Origin of the sequence: Desertivibrio insolitus (genome assembly GCF_017355965.1) — a bacterium.
Classification (GTDB): Bacteria; Actinomycetota; Actinomycetes; order Actinomycetales; family Microbacteriaceae; genus JAFIQW01.
Map to the genome: position 1 here is coordinate 492,140 of NZ_JAFIQW010000001.1, position 21,392 is coordinate 513,531.

The following is a 21,392-nucleotide window of genomic DNA, read 5'->3' on the forward strand; positions in this document are numbered from 1 at the left end:
GCGTTCGATCCCTTCGCCCCCAATCACGGGGGTGGCCGACGCGGCGGGCGGCTCAGTCGACGAGGAGGACGACGCCGCAGTCGCGGCAGCGCTCGTAGGCGAGCGGACGCGACCCGGGGACGGCCGCGTAGAACTCCAGCGCCTCGCCGCACTCGGGGCAGTCGGGGTCGGTCTCGACCACCGCGAGGACGGTGCGGGGGGCGTCCACTTCGTACTCGAAGGCCACTGCGTTGCTCATGCCACGAACGGTACGTCGGCCCTCCGACATCGCCGGGACGCGCGCCGCGGGAGCCACGATTCCCAGGTTCCGCTCTGAGCGAGCGAGGCCCCGAGGTTTCGGGGGCGAGCGGCGGGGGCACTGTCCGCTTCAGCATGACTACGACGGACACGAACCAGACCTCCAAGCTGCGCCAGGCGATCACCGGCCCGCTGCTGTTCCTCTTCATCCTCGGCGACGTCCTCGGCGCCGGGATCTACGCCCTGGCCGGGGTGCTCGCGAACGAGGTCGGCGGTGCGATCTGGATCCCCCTCGTCGTCGCGCTCGGCCTCGCCCTGCTGACGGCCGGCTCCTACGCAGAACTCGTCACGAAGTACCCCAAGGCGGGCGGCGCCGCCGTGTTCGCCGAGCGCGCCTACCGCAACCCGCTCGTCGCGTTCCTCGTCGGGTTCAGCATGCTCGCCGCCGGCGTCACGAGCGCCGCGGGCCTCTCGCTCGCCTTCGCCGGCGACTACTTCGCGACCTTCATCGACGTGCCGCCGGTGCCCGTCGCCCTCGCGTTCCTCGCGCTCGTCGCGGCGCTGAACGCCCGCGGCATCCGCGAGTCGCTCGGCAGCAACGTGGTCATGACGATGATCGAGGTGTCGGGCCTGCTCATCGTGATCGCGACCGTCGCGATCCTGCTCGGCAGCGGCGGCGGCGACGTGTCACGGGTCGGCGTCTTTCCCGACGGCGTCAGCCCGATCAACGGCGTCTTCGCCGCCGTCATCATCGCGTTCTACTCCTTCGTCGGCTTCGAGGTCTCGGCTAACGTCGCCGAGGAGGTCAAGGACCCCGCTCGCGTCTACCCCCGGGCACTCTTCGGCGCGCTCCTCACCGCCGGCGTCGTCTACCTGCTGCTCGGGCTCGCCGCGCCGATCGCGCTCGACCCCGACCGTCTCGCCGGCTCCACCGGCCCGCTGCTCGAGGTCGTCCAGGCGACCGGGGTGGGCGTGCCGGCCTGGCTGTTCAGCCTCATCGCCCTCGTCGCCGTCGCGAACGGCGCCCTGCTCACGATGATCATGGCGAGCCGCGTGACGTTCGGCATGGCCGAGCAGGGCCTCCTCCCCTCGGTGCTCGGCCGCACGCTGCCGAACCGGAAGACCCCGTGGGTCGCGATCGTCGCCACAACCCTCGTCGCGATGATCCTCACCGCGACCGGCGACGTCGGCGTGCTCGCCGAGACCGTCGTGCTGCTGCTCCTGTTCGTGTTCATCTCCACGAACGTCGCCGTGCTCGTGCTGCGCCGCGACGAGGTCGGGCACAAGCACTTCCGCGTCTGGACCGCCGTGCCGGTGCTCGGCGTCATCAGCTGCATCGTGCTGCTCACCCAGCAGAGCGGCGAGGTGTGGCTGCGCGGGCTCCTGCTGATCGCCGTCGGCGTCGTGCTGTACTTCCTCACCCGCCTCGGGCGCCGCCGCACCGCGCGCGGCTGATCCTCCGCGGCATCCGTCTTCTCTCGGCGTTCTGCCAGCTTCCGGCGCATCCGACCGCCCGCCTCGCGCGGAAGTGGTTGGTGAAGGCCGATCTGGACGGCCCGTATCGAAGGAGATCAGGATGCGCACGAAGCTCATCACCGGTGCCGCCCTCGGCACCCTCGCGGCCTTCGCGGTCGCGACGCCCGCCTACGCGGACAACCACGAGTCGGCCCGGCTCTCGGTGCTGCACGGTGTTCCGGACACACCGGTCGACGTCTACGTCGACGGTGCCCTCACGATCGACGACTTCCAGCCCGGCGACCTCGCGGGGCCGCTCGAGCTGCCCGCCGGCTCGTACGAGGTGGCGATCACGGCTCCGGATGCCGCCGACGCGAGCTCCCCGGTGATCGGCCCGGTCACCATCGAGCTCGCCGCGGCGGGCAACTACACCGCGGTCGCGCACCTGGGCGAGGGCGCGCAGCCGACGGCCACGTTGTTCACGAACGACGTCAGCCCGACGGCCGCCGGCGAGGGCCGCCTGACCGTGCGGCACACCGCGGCCGCCCCCGCGGTCGACATCCTCGCCGGCGGTCAGGCCGTCGTCTCCGGGCTGACGAACCCGAACGAGGCCTCGCTGAACCTGCCCGCGTCGACCGTCTCGGCGGCGGTCGCACTGGCCGGCACGACGCAGCCGGTCATCGGACCGGCCGACGTGTCGATCGAGGACGGCGTGCACACCCTCGTCTACGCCTGGGGCAGCGCGGAGGCCGGCAACCTTCAGCTCGCTGTGCAGACCATCGACGGCCTGCACTCCAACCCCGGCGGCGTGAACACGGGTGAGGCCGGTCTCGTCGCCCCCGTCGACGACAGCGTGGTGCCGGCCGCCGCCGCCGCGCTGCTCGCCCTTCTCGGATCCGTGGCCGCCGCCGTCGTCCTGCACCGACGCGCGGCCGCCACGACGGAGCGCTGACACAGCAGTGCGCTCCGTCGCCCGCAGCGGGATGCCGGTGGCCGTTCTGGCCGCCGGTGTCCTGCTGCTCTCCGGCTGCGGCGCGGGTGGGCCGGCTCCCGAGCCCTCGCCCGCACCGTCGGACGGTCCCGTCGCGGTACGGACTCCTCCCCCGGACGTCCCCATCGCCTCCGGGGACCTGGTGCCCCCGGTGGAGGAGGACCAGCCGGCCGCACTGCGGATCGCGGAACTCGGAATCGACATGCCGGTCGACCCCGTCGGGGTGCAGACGGACGGCTGGATGGAGATCCCCGAGGACCCGGCCGTGGGCGGCTGGTACCGCTTCGGGCCGGCGCCGGGCGACGATCGCGGCACCGCGGTGATCGTCGCCCACGTCGATTCCCTCGTCTATGGGCTCGGCCCGTTCGCGAGGCTGCCGGAGCTCGCGCCGGGGGCGGAGGTCGCCGTGACCTCCGCCTCCGGTGCCGAGCACCGCTACCGGGTGTCGTCCGTCGAGCAGCTGCCGAAGCTCGACCTCGGCGCGACGGATGTCTGGAGCCGCGACGGCGATCCCGCGCTCGTGCTCATCACCTGCGGCGGAGAGTTCGACCGCGAGGCCCGCTCGTACGAGGACAACGTCGTCGTGACCGCGGAGCGAGTACCGTGATGCGCACATCTCGCCGAGGAGGTGGAACGCCCATGACGGATGCCCCGCTCGCCGAGCGCTTCCGCGCCGGCGACGAGTCCGCGCTGCGCGAGGCCTACGAGAACTGGTCGAGCCTCGTCTACACACTCGCGCTCCGCTCGCTCGGCGACGTGACCGACGCCGAGGACGTCACGCAGCGCGTCTTCGTCTCGGCGTGGACGGGCCGCGGCTCGTACGACCCCTCGTCCGCGCTGCCCGCCTGGCTCGTGGGCATCACCCGGCACCGCATCGCCGACATGCACGAGGCGCGGGCCAAGGTCCGCCGCCTGCAGGAGGAGCTCGCCGCGCTGGCCCCGCCGGCCGAGGAGAGCTCCGACCCTGATCCGGCCGACCGGCTGCTCATCGCGGGAGAGATCGCGAAGCTCGAGCCGGAGGCGCAACGGGTCATCCGGCTGGCCTTCTACGACGACCTGACGCATGCTCAGATCGCGGAGCGGCTCGAGTTACCGCTCGGCACCGTCAAGAGCCACATCCGCCGTTCCCTCGCCCGTCTCAAGTCCAGCCTGGAGGTGACCTATGTCCCACGTTGACCCCGAGCTGCTCGCGCTGCTCGCCCTCGGCGAGGAGGTCGCCTCCGACGAGGAGCGCGACCACATCGCGTCGTGCCCGGAGTGCCGCGCGGAGATCGCCGAGCTCAGCTCGACCGTGCTCGTCGCCAAGTCGGCGCTCGACGTGCCCGCGCTCGAGTCGCCGTCGCCCCGCGTGTGGGAGGGCATCAGCGCGACGCTCGGCCTGCAGGAGCAGCCTCCCGCGGCATCCGTTTCCCCGGGCCCGGCCGCCGCCCCCGTCGTCGACCTGGCCCCGCGCCGACGTCGGCGCCTCGCGACGATCGTCTCGCTCGCAGCGGCCGCCGCCGTCGCGGTCGCGGGCGTCTCGGTGTGGCTCACGCGCCCCGCCCCCGTGCAGGTGCTCGCGTCGGCTGAGCTCGACGCGTTCCCCGCCTGGCCGGATGCCTCGGGCAGCGCGACCGTCGAGGAGTCGGCCGACGGGCGGTCGCTGACCGTCGACCTCGCGGGCGACGCCTCGGGCGACGGTTACCGCGAGGTGTGGCTGATCGCCGCCGACGGCTCCGGGCTCGTGAGCCTCGGCGTGCTCGAGGGCGATCACGGCACGTTCGCCGTGCCGCAGGGCGTCGACCTCGCCGACTACCCCGTCGTCGACGTGTCGGAGGAGCCGTACGACGGCGACCCGGAGCACTCCGGCGACTCGATCGTGCGGGGAACGCTCGAGGACGCCTAGCGCGCCGCGTAGCTGGGCGGCACGTGGGCAGATGCTCCGCGGGTCGTCAGAGTGGTTGCCGGCGACGGTGGAACCGGCGAAGGCTGAAGGTTCCGCCCGAACGACGAAAGGAACCACGTGACCCTCACGATGACCGACACCGCCAGCACCGTCGTCAAGACGATCGCCGCCCAGTCCGCGGGCAGCGAGCACGGCGGCATCCGCATCGCCGGCGCCGACCCGGGCACCGGCTCCGACTTCAGCCTCTCGATCGCGCCGGAGGCGGCCCCGCAGGACGTCGTCGTCGAGAACGACGGCGCGCGGGTGTTCCTCGACGAGAGCGCCGCGCAGGCCCTCGACGACACCGTGCTCGACGCGCAGATCAACGAGGACGGCTCCGTGCGCTTCGCGATCGGCGCGCGGCACTAGCAGGCGCCCCGGAACGACGAAGGGGGCGGATGCCACGCGGCATCCGCCCCCTTCGTGCGTCCGGTCTCTAGAAGCCTCGGCCGTGGCCCGCGGCTCCGCCGGTTCCGTTGCCGTTGCCGCCGCCGAGGTAGCGGTGGGCCGCCTGCCTGGCCTTCTCGATCGAGGAGCGGTGCTTGCCCTTGGTGGCGCGGTCCCCGGCCTTCGCGAGGCCGTCGACCACCTTGCGGCCGCTCGAGCGGCCCTGTTCGGTCTGGAGCGCCCGCTTCGCGGCGCGGAAGATGTCTCGTGCTGCCATGACGTGAGTTATAGCGGCGATTCCTCGGGAATCGGTGAACGCTCCTGCGGTGCGGGATGAGGAAGCATGGCCTCATGACCGAACGCATCGTCCACGTCGTGCTCGTCCGCTGGAAGGACGAGGTGCCGGATGCCGCGCTCGCGGAGCTCGACTCGCTCGTCGGCGGTCTCGCGGTGGCGGTGCCCGGCGTGGTCGACGTGGCGTGGGGGCGGAGCGTCAGCCCGGAGGGTCTCGAGGCGGGCTTCGAGTGGGGGCTCGTGCTGACGTTCGCCGACGCCGCCGCGCGCGACGGCTACCTGCCGCACCCCGCTCACCGCCCCGTCGCGGACATCATCGGGCGGTGGAACGCGGCGCTCGCGGTCTTCGACGTCGCCGCCTAGAGCGCTCTCGAATCAGCCCGTTCGCTGGCCACCTGTCCGCCTTCTCCTCTGCACCCCTGCACGGGGTGCTCGCCGACGGTGAGCAAGGCTCGGAACCTTTACGATTCGATGGTGATCGACTGGATGAGCTTCCTGAGCGGCCTCGCCGGCACCCTCGTCGGCGCCGGGCTGGCGTTCGGGCTCTTCAGTCTCTGGCGGCACCGCCGGCACCTACGCAAGCGGCACGAGGCGGTGCAGCTGATCGAGGCCGAGCTACAGGCGCTCATCCAGAGCCTCCTCGCCGACGAGGTCGCGCGTGAGGACGAGATGACGCCGGGCACCCGGCTGCAACTCGCCCGGGCGGTCAACTGCATCAGCTCGCTCCGGGGCTTCGACCGCGGCAACGCCAAGTTCGTCGCGGGCTGGGCGTCGCAGGCGCTCGGCGCGTTGCTGACCAGCCCGAACCCGGCCGAGCGCCCGAAGCTCGCGAACCAGATCGTCGAGGCGCTCACCGCGTGGGACGGCCGCGGACGCTCGTGGAAGTGGTTCCGCGACGACCCCGCCCAGTTCGACTGGTACGACGAGACTCCCGACGTGCTCTCCGACGACCTCGAGCGTCGTCTGCGCGGGCTCTAGCCCCGCGTCATCCGCAGCTCGTTCAGGCGACCGCGTCGCTCTGGACCGGCACCGCGCCCGTCGGCAGCTGGATCGCGCCGGTCGGCAGCTGGATCGCGCCCGTGCGCACGTCGACGACCTCGGCGAGCTCCTCCGCGAGCTCGGTCGCGGCGGGGGCACCCGGCAGCGAGTCGAGCAGGTCGAGCGTCTCGCACTCCACGAGGCCGCACACGCAGGCCCCCGTCGCCGAGCGGCGGGGACGGCGGTGCAGTCCGCGGAGTCTGTCGACGCCCGCCGCGAGCACGAGCAGCTCGGTCAGAGTGAAGTCGACGTCGGGGGTCGGCGCGATGTACGAAACCGGGGCGACGTCGGCCCAGATGCGCCAGCCGTCCTGCAGGTAGAACCAGCGATGGTCGACCCGAACACCCGCCCAGACGCCCGCCGTGCTCACCGCCGTCACCGTGCCGGAGACGCCGGGGCCGGTGCGGCGCATGACGGTGACCGCGACGCCGAGAAGGGCGTCGGTCACAGACACTTCGGCCATCCGGCCTACGCTCCGCTCCGTGTGCATGGCGCATATCTTGAGGGTCGCTCGAGGCGGCGCGCACAGCGAAACGCGGACTCTCCCCCGAAGTGGGGACAGCGTCAGGAGCGGGGCGGGAGCTCCCCCGAGCCGCGCTCGATCAGGCGCACGGGCACGACCCGCCGCTCGTAGGCGCTCTCGTCGCCCGCCATCCGGGCGAAGACGAGCCGGGCGGCGACGTCGCCCATGCGGTACGGGTCTTGCCCGACGACGGTGATCCCCGGCTCGAGCAGGTCGCCCATCGCGACGTGGTCGAAGCCGACGAGGGCGACCTCCCGGTGCAGGCCGAGCTCTCGGAGCGCCCGGATCGCGCCGATCGTCACGAGGTTCTGGCTGGTGAACAGGGCGGTGGGCGGGTCGGGCTGCGACAGCACCTCGAGGATCGCGCGCTTCGCGGTGTCCTCGTCACGCAGCGACTCCACGACCGGCACCTCGGCGGTCGGGATACCGGCGCGCCCGAGCTCCTCCACGAACCCGCGCCGGCGCTCCCGGGCGGTCCAGATGAGCGGGTCGTCGCCGAAGTAGGCGATGCGACGGTGCCCGTGCCGCACGAGATGGGCGGCGGCCGCCGCCGCGCCAGCCTCGTTGTCCGAGACGACGGCGTCGGCGTCGACGCCCGAGGGACTGCGGTCGACGAACACGAGCTGCGTGCCGCGGCCCCGCTCCGCCGCGACGTACTCCTGGCTCTCCGCGACGGCCGTGAGCACGAGCCCGTCGACGTGCCGCCGCACGAACTCGGCGACGAGCGGCTGCTCGCGACCCGGATCCTCGTCGACGCTCGCGATGAGCACGGCGGTGCCGTGCTCGGCCGAGACGTCCTCCACCGCGCGCGCGATCGCTCCCCAGAACGGGTTCGCGACGCTGCCGACGAGCAGGCCGAGGGAGTGCGTGCGGCGCCCGGGCCTGCGGAGCCGCGACGCATAGAAGTCGGGGCGGAAGTCGAGCTCGGCCGCGGCCTGCTGCACCCGCGCGATCATCGCGGGCGAGACGTTCGGCTCGCCGTTGATGACGCGGGAGACGGTCTTCAACCCGACGCCGGCCCGGGCCGCCACGTCCCGCATCGTCGGCACGCGGGCGCTCATGGGACGACGCTCCCCCGGGCCTCGACGCTGAGCCGCATGGCTTCATCGTAGAACCGCAGGTTCCGGCGGGGGCGGGGGGGGCACGGGACGAAGAGAGGGGGAGGACGGATGCCGCCCTCCCCCTCTCGTGCCGGGATCAGCGCGTGAACTCGACCGTGTAGGTGCTCGTCGCGCTGCCGTCCTCGCTGGTGACCGTGACGGTCGCCGTGCGGGCGTTCGGCGTCGCCTGCTCGATCGCGACCGTCGCGTACGGGTCGCTGGGGAGCACGGCGACCTGGGGCGGCGTGCCCTTCGCGCTGACGCTGTACTCCGTGTCATCCGGAGCGAATCCCTCGAGCGCACGCCCGTCGAGGCTGATGCCCGCGAGCGTGGCGTCGCTCGAGACGCCCGGAGCCCCGAGCCCGATGACCTCGAGTTCCGCGACCGTCATGTGGGTGTTGGCCCGGGCGTCGAGCACGGCGCGCACGGCGTCGGTCTGCACGGCGGCGAACGTCACCGGTACGGACGGGCCGCCGGTCGCGTCGGCGGGCACAGAGGTCGAGGCGACCCGCGTCCAGCTGCCGTCGGCGTTCCGCGCCTCGACGGTCACGTTCTCCGCGAAGCTCAGGTGGCTGCCGTCGCGGTAGAAGTGCACCGTCATGCCCGTGACCTGCTGCCGCTCGGGCAGGGTCACGGTGAGCGTGTCGAAGGCGTTCTTGGAGCTCGAGCGCCAGTTCGACCACGCCTTGTCGCGGAGGTCGCCGTTGTTCAGCCCCGCCGTGCCGTAACCCGGCTCGGTGAAGGTCGCCGAGATGCGCACCCCGGCCTCGCGGGCGACGTTCGTCTCGGTGGCCTCGGTCACCTGCACGCGGGCGGTCGCCGGCAGCGTGCTGCCGTCGCCGGCCTCGGCGGTGCCGGGGACCTCGACGGTGCCGACGGCGTCAAACACGACGCCCGTGGTGTCCCACGTGACGGGGCGTTCGGTCACGGCCCCCTCGCTGCCGACCGCGGTGACGGTCGTGGGAAGCTGCGCCTCTCCCCCGACGACGGCCTTCGCCGCCGCGGGCAGAGTCGAGACGAGCCTGTCGACCTCGACGACCGCCTCGACGCGGTGCACGCCGCCCTGCGGGTCCGTCGCCTCGCCCTTGACGGTCACCGTCGCGGGCTTCTTCCAGCGTGCGTCGGGCGGGAGCTTCCACGTGACGGGGATCGCCTCACGGCTGCCGTCGCGGTAGAGGGCCTCGACGGTCGCGGGCAGGGTGGGCCGCTCGCCCGGCAGCGTGAACGCCGTGGCGCCGTCGACGCCGACGATGGTTCGGTCCTTCAGCCGCCAGCGCTGGTTGTCGCCGGAGTTGGCGAGCCAGGTCGCCGCCGCTGCGCCGTTCGCGGTCGACTGGCCGCCGACCTCGAGGAGGCGCTTGCTGGCGACGTTGACGAACGTGTACGTGCCGTCACCGGTCGTCGAGAGGATCCAGCGGGCGGATGCCCCGGGCGACTCCGCCGCGGGCACGAACCCGACCGAGCCGTCCGCTGCGACCGCGAGGTGGCGCCCCGCGTCATCCGTCACCGCGTACTGCGCGCGGTTGCTGTCGTCGCCCTCGAGCTTGGTGAGCGTGAACAGCTGGGAACCGTTCGCCGAATCGGCGTCGGTGATCGTCGCACCGGTCTCGCCTGCGGTCAGCACGCGGCCGCTCTGCACGCCCTCGAGCTGGTAGCGGTGGCCGTCCTGGACGAGGCCCACGCCGGCCGCGACCCCGTCGACGCCGTCCACGAGGAACGTGGTCACCGACTGCGCCGGGACCCGGAGCACGGCGGTGCCGTCCTCGACCGCGACGGGGGCGCCCTCGACGAGCGCGCCAGAGGCATCCGTCACGACCGGCGTCACGGTCGCGCCGGCCGAGACCGTCGCGAAGCCGGAGAGGTCGAGCGCGACCGAGCGAGCCTCGGCGGTGTCGTTGATGTGCACGACGGTCGCCCCGCCCTCACCGTCGATCGCCGCGACGCTCGCGGTGTCGTTCACACCCACGAGGCGGTCGCCCGGCTCGATGAAGTGGGTGAAGTTGCGCACGGTGTCGAACTTCGTGTTCGTGTAGATCGGGCAGGTCTCGAGCGTGTCGGTGCTCGTGCAGTCGAAGGGCAGCTGGATGCTCCCCCAGTTCGCGCCGAGCGCGCTCTCGCCGCCGGGCTTCATGTTGTCGTAGTCCTCGACGGGCTGCCAGAACACCCATGCCGTGGGCTCGAGCTCGCGGAGGTCGTCGACGATCCGGTCGGCCATGCCGAGGCCGGGCACCATGCTCTCGAAGTCCTGGCGGTCGCCCCACGAGCCCTCGACCTCGCTCATCCACAGCGGCTTGTCCTCGCCCTTGGCGATGTCACGGGCGGTCGTGCGCTGACCCGTGCCGTACGTGTGCACGTTGAGCTGGTCGACGAGGTCGCGGACCTCCTCGGGATAGCTGTTCCAGTTGGTCGCGAAGATGCCGGGGTTCGTCTCGTCCATGGCGGAGATGACCGCCTCGGTCGACGCGCCCTCGAGCGCGGCGGCGACCGCGGGCAGCACCTGCTGCTGGAGCTGAGGGCTCATGTGGGCGCCCTCCTGGCGCCCGCCCGTGGGGTTGCCGTCGGCGCCGAGGCGGGTGGACCAGTAGTTGGTGTTCGGCTCGTTGAAGGGGTCGAGAGTGTCCACGGTGATGCCGTGCGCGGTCTCGAGCTCCTCGGTGACGCGTACGAGGTAGGTCGCGAAGTCCTCGATGCTCTCGGGACGCAGCTGGTCGGCCGTGGCGTTGAACCCGCCGGAGACGTACCCGCTCACGGTCTGGAAGTAGGGCGGCGAGTTGCTGAAGGTCTCCCAGTGGGTGATGTCCTGCTTGATGTGGTCGACCCACCAGCGCTGTGTCGCGTCGGCCTCGAGGTTCCAGTGCTCCGGGTTCTCCGGGTCCCACCAGTCCTTGTCCTCGCGCGTCGTGCCCTCCGGCGCGGCCCACCAGCCCTCGACGGCGCCGCCGGCACGGAGGTAGTCGGGCACGTCGGGGGCGTTGCCGCCGCCGATGTTGTAGCGCGCGATGTTGAGGTTGAGCCCGTCCTCGCCGAAGACGAGGTCGGCCAGCTCCTCCTTGATCTCGTCGGGGTAGTCGCCGGTCGCGTTCGCGAACCAGACGAGGCTCGTGCCCCAGCCCTCGAACGGGGCGCCCTGGTAGGACGGGTCGGGCCGCACGGTCACCTGCGGCGCCGCCGGGGTCGCGGCCGTGGCGGCGAGCGCCGGGGTCGAGGCGAGCACCCCTCCCGCGACCGTCGCAACCAGCACCGCGGACGCGACGCGAGTGCGCCGCCGTCTCGGATTCGTCATTGAAGTCCTTTCGTTCGTCCGGCAGCTCCTCTGCTGCACGGAAGTGCTTCGCTGCGTCCCCCGCAGCACTGTCGCCCTCGGGCGCGCTCGCTCCTCCTCGTCTCTCCCCTGGCTCCCGGCCGCCGAGCGGCGGCGGTGTCCTCGGGTCTGCGCTAGTGGGCGCCGACCCTCAGTTCGTGCTGTTCCGGGCTGCCGCCGAGCGGCGGCGCGTCGACCGGACGCCGCAGTACGACGACGCCGCGGGCGGACAGCGTCGCGGTCTGTCCCGGCGCGGATGACTCGTGGCCCAGCACGACGTCGCCGTCGAGTGCCCCGAGGTCGACCGGTTCCGCAGTGCGGTTGACGAGGAACCAGTAGTCCTCGCTGCCCTGGGTGCGGCGGGTGACCTCGACGACGCCACGGAGAGCGGCGGGCAGCTCGGACTCGACGCCCGCCCGGGCGAGCAGGGCGTCGACGACGCCGGCGAGCCCGGCCGGCCGGAGCCGGGTGGAGACGTAGGTCGCCGTGCCGTCGCCGGTGTCGCGGCGCGTGACGGCGGGAAGACCGGCGAACTCGCCCGAGGCGTAGCGGGCGAGCACCGAGACATCCGCCCCCGTCACCTCGATGCGGTCGGTCCAGAGGGTGCCGGTCACGCCGGTGTCGAGCAGCGCCTGTTCGGTGTCGAGCAGCGGGGCGAACTCCTCGATACGGATGCCGAGCAGGTCGCGGAGGGCGCCGGGGTAGCCGCCGAGGAACACGTGGTCGTTCTCGTCGACGATGCCGGAGAAGTAGGTCGTGACGAGATGCCCGCCGAGCTCGACGTAGGCGGACAGCGACGCGGCGAGGGCGTCGGGCACGACGTGCAGGATCGGCGCGATGACGACGCGGTAGCGCTCGAGCGGGGTGCCCGTCGGCACCACGTCGGCCCGGATGCCCGCGTTCAGCAGCGCGGTGTACCAGTCGAGTGCCTCGGCGCGGTAGCGGAGCCGGTCGGTCGGGTGGGAGTCCTGTTCGCTCGCCCACCACGACTCCCAGTCGAAGAGGATCGCGACGGGGGCGGTGCTGCGCGTCGCGCCGGCGAGCGGGGCGAGGGTGCGCAGCGTCTCGCCGAGGCGGACGACCTCGCGGAACACCGCGGAGTCCGCGCCGGCGTGCGGCACCATGCCCGAGTGGTACTTCTCCGCGCCGGCGGCGGACTGCCGCCACTGGAAGAAGCAGACCGCGTCGGCGCCGTGCGCGACGTGCGTCAGCGAGTCGCGCAGCAGCTCACCCTCGCGCTTGGCGAGGTTGACGCTCTGCCAGTTGACCGCGCTCGTCGAGTGCTCCATGAGGAACCACGGGCGGCCGCCCGCGATGTTGCCGGTGAGGTTGGCCGAGAACGAGAGCTCGTCACGGTCCTGCTCGCTCGGCATGACGTAGTGGTCGTTCGAGACGAAGTCGACCTCGGCGGCCCAGTCGGGGTAGTTCATGCCGCGGGTCTCGTGCATGACCATGAAGTTCGTGGTCACCGGCACATCCGGCGTGTGCCGGCGCAACACCTCGCGCTCGGCGACGAGGTATTCCTTGAGCGCGTCGGAGGAGAAGCGCTTGAAATCGAGCTGCTGCGTGGGGTTCGGATGACTCGCGGCGAGGCGCGGCGGCAGGATCTGCTCGAAGGAGCCGTAGCGCTGCGACCAGAACGCGGTGCCCCAGACGTGGTTCAGCTGCTCGATCGTGCCGTAGCGGCGCTCGAGCCAGAGCCGGAACGCGCGCGCGGCGTCATCCGAGAAGTCGTAGATGTTGTGGCACCCGAGCTCGTTCGACACGTGCCAGGCGACGAGCGCCGGGTGATCGCCGTACCGCTCCGCCATCGCGTCGACGAGGCGCAGCGCGTGGTCGCGAAAGACGGGCGAGGTGGGCCGCCAGTGCTGCCGCGCGCCGGGCCACACCGTGTCGCCGTTGACGGTGACGGGCAGGATCTCGGGGTGCAGCGTCGTGAGCCACGGCGGCGGTGAGGCGGTGGCCGTCGCGAGGTCGACCTGGATGCCGCCGGCGTGCAGCAGGTCCATGATCTCGTCGAGCCAGGCGAAGTCCCACTCGTCCTTCGCGGGCTGGATCCTCGCCCAGGAGAAGATCGCGAGCGACACGATCGTGACGCCGGCCTCGCGCATGAGCGCGATGTCCTCGTCCCACACCTCGCGCGGCCACTGGTCGGGGTTGTAGTCGGCTCCGAACGAGAGGTGGGGCGCTCGGCCGGGCTGCTGCTTCAGCCACGACAGCGGGCGGGAAGACGAGGACATGCTGCTCCTGAAGTGAGGGGGTCGGGGCCCGGCGGATGACTAGCGCCGGGCCCCTGAGGGCCGGACCGGCCCCGGTCAGTTGACGGTGAAGCCCTGCTCGGCGCCGTACTTGGCCGACGCGTCCTGCCAGGCGGAGAGGCCGTCGGTCAGGGTCGTGCCGCCGACGTAGGCCTGGCCGGCGGTGTCGTTGAAGATGCTGTTCGCGTAGACCTGGAAGGGCAGGTAGCTCCAGCCCTCGACGACGTTCTCAGCGGACGCGGAGAGCACCTCGTTGACCTTCTGGCCGCCGAAGTACTCGAACTCGGCACCGAGGAACTCGTCGGAGGTGAGCTCCGCGGTCGTCGCCGGGAAGGCGCCGCCGTCGACGCGGGTCTGCACGCCGTCGCCGGCGTTTGCGTACTCGATGAACTCGTAGGCGAGCTCCTTGTTGTCGGCGTCAGCCGGGATCGCGAGCGAGCTGCCGCCGTTCTCGGCGGTCGCGTTCGCGCCCGCCTCCCACTGCGGCATGGGGGCGACGCGCCACTTGCCGGCGCCGTCCGGCACACCGGACTCGAGGTTGGCGGGCATCCACGCGCCGATCGTCAGCGAGGCGATGGAGCCGTCGCCGAGGCCCTGGTACCACTCGTCGCTCCACGAGCTGATCGGGGCGACGAGGTCCTCCTCGATGAGCTGCTGCCAGAGCTCGGCGAAGCGGGTCGTGCCCTCGTCCGAGAAGTCGATCGTGACGTCGGTGCCGTCGACCTGGTACGGCTGACCGCCGGCCTGCCAGATCATGCTCGTCGTGAAGCCGGCGTCGCCGGTGTCGTTCGCGATGTAGAGGTTGGGGTCGGCGGCGTGCAGGGCGCGGGCCGCCTCGAGGTACTCGTCCCAGGTCGTCGGCACCGCGACGTTGTGGGCGGCGAAGACCTCCTCGTTGTAGAACAGGGCCATGGGACCGGAGTCCATCGGCAGCCCGAAGACGCCGTCCTGCAGAGCGACCGAGCCCCAGGGGCCGGGAGTGAAGGTGTCCTCCAGGTCGCTCGCACCGAACTCGTTCAGGTCGGCGAGCGAGCCGGCGAGGGCGAACTGCGGCACCGCGTAGTACTCGATCTGCGCGACATCCGGGAGTCCGGAGCCCGCCGCGATGGCATTCTGCAGCGCGGTGTACTGATCGTTGCCGGTGCCGGCGTTGACGAGCTCGACGGTGACGCCCTCGTTCTCGGCTTCGAAGTCGGCGGCGACCTGCTCGAGGGTGGGCTCCCACGCCCATACCGTGATGGTCTGGTCTCCGCTCGCGCTCTCGCCCGCCCCGGATCCGGCGCAGCCGGACAGGGTGAGCGCCGCGACGGCGGTGAGGGCGGCGCCGGTGACGATGCCGCGTCGGGTGGGTCGTTGCATGGGTGTTCTCGCTTCGTTGTCGAGGGGTGGGTGGTGGGTGTGAGAGGACGACCGCGGTGCGGCCGGGGTTACTCCTTGACGCTTCCGGCGGCCAGACCCGACTGCCAGTAGCGCTGGAGGAGGAGGAAGGCCGCGATGAGCGGCAGGATCGTGAGGAACGACCCGGTGATCACGAGGTTGAAGATCGCCTCGCCGCCGGCGGTCGCCGCCTGAGCGTTCCACTGGTTGAGCCCGAGGGTGAGCGGGTACCAGTCGGGGTTCTTGAGCATGATCAGCGGCAGGAAGTAGTTGTTCCAGGTGGCGACCATCGTGAAGAGCAGCACGGTCACGATCCCCGGGGCGAGGAGCGGCAGGCTGATCTGCCAGAACGTGCGGAACTCGCTCGCGCCGTCCATCCGCGCGGCCTCGAGCAGTTCGGTCGGCACGGCCTCGGTGGAGTAGGTCCACATCAGGTAGAGGCCGAACGGCGAGATGAGCGTCGGGATGATGACCGACCAGGGTGTGTTGGTCAGCCCCATCTCGCTGAACATGAGGAAGGTCGGCACCGCGAGCGCGGTTCCGGGCACGGCGACCGCGCCGATGATGACCGCGAAGACGGCCTTCTTGCCCGGGAAGTCGAACTTCGCGAGGGCGTACCCGCCGAGCACGGCGAGCAGCGTCGCGCCGCCGGCGCCGACGACGACGTAGAGGACTGTGTTGACGAGCCAGCGCACGAAGATGCCGCCGTCGTAGGTGAGGGTGTCGAGCACGTTCGTGAAGAATGCGAAGTCCCCGGCGAACCACAGACCGAAGCTCGACAGCAGGTCGTTCTGCGTCTTCGTCGAGTTGATGGCGAGCCACACGAGCGGCACGAGCGAGTAGACGAGCACGATGCCGGTGAGCACGGTGAGCAGCACGCTCTTGCGCGGCTTCTCGACGGAGCCGCGGCGCCGGGTGCGGAGCCCAACGGGGGCGGATGCCTTGGGCGCGCGCGCCGGCGCGAGGGTCGAGGCGGTCATGTCAGCCGTCCTTCCGCATGCCGCGCAGCTGTACGACGTAGGCGATCAGCATCGTGATCAGGCCCATGACGATGGCGACGGCGGCCGAGTAGTTGTACTGCTGACCCGAGAAGGACAGCGAGTAGGCGTAGAGGTTCGGGGTGAACGAGGTCGAGATCGCGTTCGGCGCGAGGCTCTGCAGGATGCTCGGCTCGTTGAAGAGCTGGAAGCTGCCGATGATGGAGAAGATCGTCGCGATGACGAGCGCGCCGCGGATCGCGGGAAGCTTGATCGCGCGGATGACGCGGAACTGGCCGGCCCCGTCGATCTCGGCGGCCTCGTAGAGCGAGGTGGGGATGACCCGGAGCGCCGAGTAGAAGATCAGCATGTTGTAGCCGATGAACTCCCAGGTCACGATGTTGCCGATCGACGCGAGCACGAGGTCCGGGGAGAGCGGATTCGGCAGCTGGATGCCGAGAGCCTCGTTGATGTTGCCGACGAGCCCGAAGCGGGTGCCGTAGATGAAGCCCCACATGAGCGTCGCGACGACGGCGGGCACGGCATAGGGCAGGAAGATCGCGATGCGGAAGAAGCTCCTGCCGTAGAGCCGGCCGCTGTCGATCGCGAGCGCGACGAGGAGCGCGAGGAAGAGCATCACCGGCACCTGCACGGCGAGGAACAGAGTCACGCGGAAGAGCGAGCCCCAGAACTGCGGGTCGGAGAAGGCGCGCACGTAGTTGTCGAGACCGACGAAGGCGTTGCCCCCGACCAGCTGGTTGCGGAAGAGGCTGAGCCACAGCGAGTAGACGATCGGCGCGAGGAAGACGAGCGCGAACACGATCATGAACGGAGCGAGGAAGCCCCAGCCCGTCCAGCTGTTGCGGAAGCGCGGCTTGCGCTTGACCTTCGGCGCGTCCGCGGCAACGCGGGCCACGGCGGGCGGAGACGACACTGTCACGCGGGGTCTTTCCTTTGCTTTCGATGTTTGCGTGAACATAAGACCACCACGAGGGATGTTTACGCAACCACCAATCGAGTAGCGTGCATCTCATGACCACCGGAGCCGACTCGACCGCCGCCGCCCTGCCGCGGAGCACGGCGCTCGACGACGCCGCGGCGCGGCGCCGCGTGTCGATGGCCGACGTCGCCAAGCGCGCGGGCGTCTCGGCGCAGACGGTCTCCCGCGTCTCCAACGGCTTCCCCGGTGTCGTGGAGGAGACGCGTCAGGCGGTGCTCCAGGCGATGTCCGAGCTCGGCTACCGGCCGAACAGTGCCGCTAGGGCGCTCAAGCGCGGCGAGTTCCGCTCGATCGGCGTCATCCTGTTCACGCTCTCGACCACCGGCAACATGCGCACGCTCGAGGGCATCGCCGCCTCGGCGAGCGAGGCCGGCTACGCGATCACCCTGATTCCCGTCTCGGCCCCGACGCAGATCGGGGTGCGCAGCGCGTTCACACGCCTCGACGAGCTCGCGGTCGACGCCGTCATCGTGATCATGGAGGTGCACCTCCTCGACTCGTCGATGTTCGCGCTGCCGCCCGGCGTGCACGTCGTGGTCGTCGACTCCGACGCCGGCGACCGGTACGCGGTCGTCGACACCGACCAGGCCGACGGCGCCCGGCAGGCGGTCGAGCACCTGCTCGGGCTCGGGCACCGGACCGTGCACCACCTCGCCGGCCCTGAGGGCTCGTTCGCCGCCGAGCGGCGGGCGAAGGCGTGGCGGGAGACGCTCGAGGCATCCGGTCGCGAAGTGCCCGAGCCGCTGCGGGGCGACTGGAGCGGCGAGTCCGGCTACCGAGCGGGCCTCGAACTCGCCGACGACCCCTCGTGCACGGCGGTGTTCTGCGCCAACGACCAGATGGCGCTCGGCGTGTACCGGGCGCTGCGGGAGCGCGGGCGCCGCGTGCCGGAGGACGTGAGCATCGTCGGCTTCGACGACATCCCGGATGCCACCGCGTTCGACCCGCCGCTGACGACCGTGCACCAGGACTTCGCCGAAGTGGGCCGCCGCTGCGTCGAGCAGGCCCTCGAGCAGGTGCGAGGAGGAGCCTCCCGCCCGGGCAGTACTCTCGTGCCCACGCATCTGGTGGAGCGGGCGAGCACGGCCGCGCCGCCCCGCTGAGCCGGTCGGGCGACGTCCGGGGATCGCGGTAGCCTGCCCCCGTGAGCACGGGGAGCCGCAGGAAGAACTCGCGCGACGTCATCGCGTCGGCCGCGCGGCGGCTGTTCACCGAACGCGGTTACGCGGGCACGACAGTGCGCGACATCGCCGGCGAGGCATCCGTCGACCCGTCGCTCGTGATCCGGCACTTCGTGTCGAAGGAGCAGCTGTTCCTCGACGTGCTCGGGCTCACCGCCGACCACGCGCTGCCGACGGACGGGCCGCTCGAGACCCTCGGGCCCCGGCTCATCCGGCACATGCTCGACCCCGAGGAGGACGTGCGGGGCGCGTTCCTCGCGCTCGTCCGGGCGAGCGACGCGGCGGGCGTGGGCTCGCGCCTGCGGCAGGCGCACGACGAGCTGTTCGTCGCCCCACTCGCCGACCGGCTCGAGGGCGAGGATGCCGCCCTGCGCGCCCGGCTCGCCGCGGCGCTCGTCGGCGGATTGCTCTACAGCCTCTGGATAGTCGGCGACGAGGACCTCCGGAGCACCGAGCCGGAGGTCCTCGTCGACCGCTACGGGGCGCTGCTGCAGGAGCTGCTGACGCCCACCCGCTGACTCAGAGCGCGGACCAGCCGGCGTCGGAGGGCAGGATCGCGCCGGAGACGTTGGTGCCGTCGTCGCTCAGCAGGAACGTGATCGACGCGGCGAGCTGCACCGCCTCGGCGACCGGCGGGATCAGCTGCAGGGCGGCGCCGATGCGCTCCTGGCCGAGCTCCGAGGCGAAGGTCGCCTGGATGTTCGTCGCGACCGGACCCGGCGCGACGGCGTTCACCCGGATGCCGCGCGGCGTGTACATGAACGCCGAGCTCTTCGTCATCCCGACGACGGCGTGCTTGGACGCCGTGTACGCGAGTCCCGCCGCCGAACCCCGGAGGCCCGCCTCGGAGGCGACGTTGACGATCGAGCCGGCACCCGCGGCGAGCATCGCGGGGATGACCGCGCGGCTCAGCCGGAAGAGCCCGTCGACGTTGACCGCGAACACACGCTCCCAGACGGCGTCGGAGACCTCGTGCAGCGGGGTCATGTCGTCCATGATCCCGGCGATGTTAGCGAGGCCGTCGATCCGGTCGCCCGCTCGCTCGACGACGGCGGCGACGTCCTCCGGCTTGGTGATGTCCCCGGTCACCGTGACGACGTCGCTGCCCCGGTGCTCGGCGGCGAACTCCTCGAGCCGCTCGGCCGAGATGTCGACGGCGATGACGCGTCCGCCCTCACGGGCGATGCGCGACGCGGTGGCACGGCCGATGCCGGAACCCGCTCCGGTGACGATGACGGTCTTGCCGTCGAAGCGGCCGGGCGTGATGCGCTCCGTCCAGGAGGGCGTGTCGGCCGGCACGTCGGCACCCTCCGGAGCCTCCTCGACGGGCAGCTCGCCGCCGTTGGCACGGCGCACGAGGTCGTCGACGAGTTCCTGCGGCATCTGGCCGCGGCTCAACGCGACGAGTCGCTGCAGCGAGAACAGGCGGACGGGCTTGAGGGCGCTCTCGTCCTGGCCGGCCTGCGCGAGCATGTCGCGGATCAGCGGTCCGCCGATGGGATGGTCGAGCCAGGTCGCGATCGAGGATCGGGCGGTGAGCGGGGCGTCTTTCTTGGCCATGCGGCTGGTCCTTTCGGTGCGACGGCGTCGTCGGTCGGGCTCAGTCTGTCGGCGGTCGTTCGGGTAAGTCAACTTTGTTGAATGAGCGCGGTCCTATGCTGACCGCACCGTGCCGACGCCCCTCTCCCCCTCCCACCTCGACGCCCTCGTCGCCCGGCTGCGCGCGGCCGGATGCGTCTTCGCCGAGGAGGAGGCCGACGTGCTCGCGGCGTCCGCTCGGGATGCCGACGAGCTCGAGGCGCTGGCCGCCCGCCGCGTCTCGGGCGAGCCGCTCGAGCACGTCGTCGGCTGGGCGGAGTTCTGCGGGCTGCGGCTCGAGGTCGATCCCGGGGTCTTCGTGCCGCGACGGCGCACGGAGCAGCTCGCACGCGCCGCCGCCCTGATGACGCGGCCCGGAGCGATCGTCGTGGACCTGTGCTGCGGCAGCGGCGCCGTCGGTGCGGCGATGCGCTCGCTCGTCCCCGGACTCGTGCTGCACGCCGCGGATGTCGATGCCGCCGCCGTGGCCTGCGCCCGGCGCAACCTACCCGGGGCGGAGGTGCACGAGGGCGATCTGTTCGACGCCCTGCCGGCGACGCTCACCCGGCGCGTCGACACCCTCGTCGCGAACGTGCCCTACGTGCCGAGCGACGCGATCGCGACGCTCCCGCCCGAGGCGCGCGAGCACGAGCCGCACGCGACGCTCGACGGGGGGCCGGACGGGCTCGACCTGCTGCGCAGGGTCGCGACGGGTGCGCCCCGCTGGCTCGCCGACGGGGGCAGCGTGCTGATGGAGGTGAGCGAGCACCAGGCGGACGACGCCGTGGCGGCCGTTGTCGCCGCAGGGCTCGACGCCCGGGCCATCCGTTCGGCGGACGAGGACGACGACACCGTCGTCGTCCTCGCCACGTTCACGCGCTGAGCTCGGCGATCTCCTCGGGCGTCAGCTCGAGGTCGGCCGCCTTGACGCTGTCGCGGATGGACTCGGGGCGCGAGGCGCCGGGGATCGGGATGACCACGGGTGCGAGCGCGAGCTCCCACGCGAGCGTCACCTGGAACGGGCTCACCCCGCGCTGCTCCGCGATGCGGGCGAAGGCGGCGTGGTCGGTGCCGAGTTCGGAAGCCCGGGCGATCCCGCCGAGCGGGCTCCACGGCAGGAACGCGATGCCCAGCTCGGCGCAGTGCTCGAGCTCGCCCTGGCTCGACCGGAACCGCGGCGAGAACTGGTTCTGCACGCTGACGAGGGCGTCGCCGAGGATGTCCCGCGCGAGGTCGATCTGCTCGATGTTCGCGTTCGAGATGCCGGCGAGCTGGATCACGCCCTCGTCGTGCAACTGCTTGATCGCACCGATCGAGTCGGCGTAGGGCACCTCGGGGTCGGGGCGGTGGAACTGGTACAGGCCGATCGCGTCGACGCCGAGGCGCTTCGCGGACGCCTTCGCCGCCTCGAGCAGGTATTCGGGACGACCGTTGAGGGTCCACGACCCGTCGCCCGGTCGCAGGTGTCCGCCCTTGGTCGCGACGAGCACCTCGGAGGTGTCACCGCCGTACGACCGCAGCGCCTCGGCGATGAGATCCTCGTTGTGGCCGACCTCGTCGCCGCCGAGCGAGTAGGCGTCGGCGGTGTCGATGAGGGTCACCCCCTCCTCGAGCGCCGCGTGAACCGTCGCGATCGACCGCTCGCGATCCGGCCGCCCCTCGATCGACATCGGCATGCCGCCGAGTCCGATCGCGCCGACCTGACGGGTGCCGAGAGTGCGCTGCTGCATTCCTTCTCCAATGCTCGAGACAACCCGGGCAGGCTATGGAG

General features: G+C 71.7%; 22 protein-coding genes. 11 read left to right on the forward strand and 11 right to left on the reverse strand.

Annotation, left to right across the window (positions count from 1 at the left end; all coding sequences use genetic code 11):
• Positions 1-52: 52 nt before the first annotated feature.
• Positions 53-238 carry a hypothetical protein gene (locus JUB10_RS02330; protein WP_207453931.1) on the reverse strand — a complete coding sequence of 62 codons (186 nt, stop codon included), beginning with the start codon at positions 236-238 and terminating at the stop codon, positions 53-55.
• Positions 239-372: 134 nt separating this feature from the next.
• Between JUB10_RS02330 and JUB10_RS02335 the strand changes: the two genes are divergently transcribed.
• The 6 genes from JUB10_RS02335 to JUB10_RS02360 all read left to right on the forward strand — a co-directional run bounded on the left by JUB10_RS02335 (position 373) and on the right by JUB10_RS02360 (position 4,976).
• Entirely contained in the window at positions 373-1,692 is a 1,320-nt protein-coding gene (locus JUB10_RS02335) for an APC family permease (RefSeq protein WP_207453933.1), read from the forward strand.
• Positions 1,693-1,813: 121 nt separating this feature from the next.
• Positions 1,814-2,644, forward strand: a complete 831-nt coding sequence (locus tag JUB10_RS02340; RefSeq protein ID WP_207453935.1) for a DUF4397 domain-containing protein — start codon at positions 1,814-1,816, stop codon at positions 2,642-2,644.
• A gap of 37 nt (positions 2,645-2,681) precedes the next feature.
• Positions 2,682-3,290 carry a class F sortase gene (locus JUB10_RS02345; RefSeq protein WP_207453937.1) on the forward strand — a complete coding sequence of 203 codons (609 nt, stop codon included), beginning with the start codon at positions 2,682-2,684 and terminating at the stop codon, positions 3,288-3,290.
• Positions 3,291-3,322: 32 nt separating this feature from the next.
• Positions 3,323-3,859: an RNA polymerase sigma factor gene (locus tag JUB10_RS02350; protein WP_207453939.1), complete on the forward strand. Its 537-nt coding sequence runs from the start codon at positions 3,323-3,325 to the stop codon at positions 3,857-3,859.
• Positions 3,846-4,568: an anti-sigma factor gene (locus tag JUB10_RS02355; protein ID WP_207453942.1), complete on the forward strand. Its 723-nt coding sequence runs from the start codon at positions 3,846-3,848 to the stop codon at positions 4,566-4,568. The genes JUB10_RS02350 and JUB10_RS02355 overlap by 14 nt, the downstream gene beginning before the upstream one ends.
• Before the next feature lie 117 nt (positions 4,569-4,685).
• Complete coding sequence (locus tag JUB10_RS02360) at positions 4,686-4,976, forward strand: iron-sulfur cluster biosynthesis family protein (protein WP_307859052.1); 291 nt, start codon at positions 4,686-4,688, stop codon at positions 4,974-4,976.
• 67 nt (positions 4,977-5,043) lie between these two features.
• Here JUB10_RS02360 and JUB10_RS02365 read toward each other — a convergent pair whose 3' ends face one another.
• Complete coding sequence (locus JUB10_RS02365) at positions 5,044-5,271, reverse strand: hypothetical protein (RefSeq protein ID WP_207453944.1); 228 nt, start codon at positions 5,269-5,271, stop codon at positions 5,044-5,046.
• A gap of 74 nt (positions 5,272-5,345) precedes the next feature.
• Between JUB10_RS02365 and JUB10_RS02370 the strand changes: the two genes are divergently transcribed.
• Together JUB10_RS02370 and JUB10_RS02375 are read left to right on the forward strand one after the other, a co-directional pair.
• Positions 5,346-5,651 carry a Dabb family protein gene (locus JUB10_RS02370; RefSeq protein ID WP_207453946.1) on the forward strand — a complete coding sequence of 102 codons (306 nt, stop codon included), beginning with the start codon at positions 5,346-5,348 and terminating at the stop codon, positions 5,649-5,651.
• A 111-nt stretch (positions 5,652-5,762) separates the two neighbouring features.
• Positions 5,763-6,266, forward strand: coding sequence for a hypothetical protein (locus tag JUB10_RS02375; protein WP_207453948.1), 504 nt, complete (start codon positions 5,763-5,765; stop codon positions 6,264-6,266).
• A gap of 22 nt (positions 6,267-6,288) precedes the next feature.
• Here JUB10_RS02375 and JUB10_RS02380 read toward each other — a convergent pair whose 3' ends face one another.
• The 7 genes from JUB10_RS02380 to JUB10_RS02410 all read right to left on the reverse strand — a co-directional run bounded on the left by JUB10_RS02380 (position 6,289) and on the right by JUB10_RS02410 (position 16,802).
• The gene (locus tag JUB10_RS02380; protein WP_207453950.1) at positions 6,289-6,789 is read right to left on the reverse strand and encodes a hypothetical protein; all 501 of its coding nucleotides are present in this window, start codon (positions 6,787-6,789) and stop codon (positions 6,289-6,291) included.
• A 101-nt stretch (positions 6,790-6,890) separates the two neighbouring features.
• Positions 6,891-7,910 carry a LacI family DNA-binding transcriptional regulator gene (locus JUB10_RS02385; RefSeq protein WP_242682019.1) on the reverse strand — a complete coding sequence of 340 codons (1,020 nt, stop codon included), beginning with the start codon at positions 7,908-7,910 and terminating at the stop codon, positions 6,891-6,893.
• 136 nt (positions 7,911-8,046) lie between these two features.
• Entirely contained in the window at positions 8,047-11,232 is a 3,186-nt protein-coding gene (locus tag JUB10_RS02390; RefSeq protein ID WP_207453952.1) for an Ig-like domain-containing protein, read from the reverse strand.
• Between the two features lie 152 nt (positions 11,233-11,384).
• A complete protein-coding gene (locus JUB10_RS02395; protein WP_207453954.1) occupies positions 11,385-13,490 on the reverse strand; it encodes a beta-galactosidase in 2,106 nt (701 codons plus the stop codon).
• Positions 13,491-13,565: 75 nt separating this feature from the next.
• Positions 13,566-14,867 (reverse strand): ABC transporter substrate-binding protein, encoded by a 1,302-nt coding sequence (locus JUB10_RS02400; RefSeq protein WP_207453956.1) that lies wholly within the window; start codon positions 14,865-14,867, stop codon positions 13,566-13,568.
• Positions 14,868-14,935: 68 nt separating this feature from the next.
• Positions 14,936-15,865 (reverse strand): carbohydrate ABC transporter permease, encoded by a 930-nt coding sequence (locus JUB10_RS02405; RefSeq protein WP_207453958.1) that lies wholly within the window; start codon positions 15,863-15,865, stop codon positions 14,936-14,938.
• A 1-nt stretch (position 15,866) separates the two neighbouring features.
• Positions 15,867-16,802: a carbohydrate ABC transporter permease gene (locus JUB10_RS02410; RefSeq protein ID WP_374191685.1), complete on the reverse strand. Its 936-nt coding sequence runs from the start codon at positions 16,800-16,802 to the stop codon at positions 15,867-15,869.
• A gap of 92 nt (positions 16,803-16,894) precedes the next feature.
• On the opposite strand from JUB10_RS02410, the gene JUB10_RS02415 reads away from it, so the two are divergent.
• Together JUB10_RS02415 and JUB10_RS14990 are read left to right on the forward strand one after the other, a co-directional pair.
• Positions 16,895-17,965 (forward strand): LacI family DNA-binding transcriptional regulator, encoded by a 1,071-nt coding sequence (locus tag JUB10_RS02415; protein ID WP_307859053.1) that lies wholly within the window; start codon positions 16,895-16,897, stop codon positions 17,963-17,965.
• 41 nt (positions 17,966-18,006) lie between these two features.
• Positions 18,007-18,561 carry a TetR/AcrR family transcriptional regulator gene (locus JUB10_RS14990; protein ID WP_207453962.1) on the forward strand — a complete coding sequence of 185 codons (555 nt, stop codon included), beginning with the start codon at positions 18,007-18,009 and terminating at the stop codon, positions 18,559-18,561.
• Position 18,562: 1 nt separating this feature from the next.
• Here the strand turns inward: JUB10_RS14990 and JUB10_RS02425 are convergent, their stop codons facing one another.
• The gene (locus JUB10_RS02425; protein WP_207453969.1) at positions 18,563-19,603 is read right to left on the reverse strand and encodes an SDR family NAD(P)-dependent oxidoreductase; all 1,041 of its coding nucleotides are present in this window, start codon (positions 19,601-19,603) and stop codon (positions 18,563-18,565) included.
• Between the two features lie 109 nt (positions 19,604-19,712).
• Between JUB10_RS02425 and JUB10_RS02430 the strand changes: the two genes are divergently transcribed.
• On the forward strand, positions 19,713-20,504 hold the full coding sequence (locus JUB10_RS02430) for a putative protein N(5)-glutamine methyltransferase (protein WP_207453970.1): 792 nt from the start codon (positions 19,713-19,715) through the stop codon (positions 20,502-20,504).
• Here the strand turns inward: JUB10_RS02430 and JUB10_RS02435 are convergent.
• Positions 20,494-21,351: an aldo/keto reductase gene (locus tag JUB10_RS02435; RefSeq protein ID WP_207453971.1), complete on the reverse strand. Its 858-nt coding sequence runs from the start codon at positions 21,349-21,351 to the stop codon at positions 20,494-20,496. The genes JUB10_RS02430 and JUB10_RS02435 overlap by 11 nt on opposite strands.
• Between the last annotated feature and the right edge of the window lie 41 nt (positions 21,352-21,392).